Genomic DNA, 653 nt, shown 5'->3' on the forward strand with positions numbered 1-653 from the left:
AGTACCTGCCCGGCATGGCCGTCCTCAAGACCTCGGGCTACGACACCCCGGTGCGCCCGATCATGGGCGTCAACAGCCTGGTGTCGATGGCGGTGGCCGCGACCGGCGGCATCACGATCGCGATCGCCGCGATTACCGCCGCCATGTGCACCGGGGCGGACGCCCACGAAGACCCGCGCCGGCGCTACGTGGCCGGCATCGCCAACGGCGTGTTCTACCTGCTGGCGGGCCTGTGCGGCGGGTCGATCGTGATGCTGTTCGCGGCCCTGCCGAAGGAGCTGGTGATCACGCTGGCCGGGCTGGCGCTGCTGGCGCCGATCACCGCCAACCTGGCCGGCATCGTCGCCGCCGAGGATCACCGCGAAGCGGCGGTCGTCACCTTCCTCGCGACCGCCTCGGACATGCGCTTCCTCGGCCTCGGCTCGGCTTTCTGGGGAATCGTGATCGGCATGGTCGCTTACTGGATTCTTCACGCAAGGAGTTCGTCCAAGCAGGTTTAGCAATAGCAGCAGGCAGGTTCGCAGTTCACACGACATCAACGATAACGGAGACAGGTACATGCGACACATCGACATACACAAGATCGCCGACACGGCGGCATTCAACGGCTTCCACGCCAGGCTTCTTCTGTGGTGCGCCATCATCATCATCTG

At 65.2% G+C, this 653-nt stretch carries 1 protein-coding gene; it reads left to right on the plus strand.

The features are described from left to right. Nucleotides 1-500 (plus strand): benzoate/H(+) symporter BenE family transporter (locus tag KVT32_RS28215; protein WP_217619216.1); only part of this gene is annotated, 500 nt, incomplete at its 5' end. Nucleotides 501-653 lie beyond the last annotated feature (153 nt).

The sequence above is a fragment of the Achromobacter sp. GbtcB20 genome, assembly GCF_019091095.1.
GTDB classification, from domain to species: Bacteria; Pseudomonadota; Gammaproteobacteria; order Burkholderiales; family Burkholderiaceae_B; genus Achromobacter; species Achromobacter mucicolens.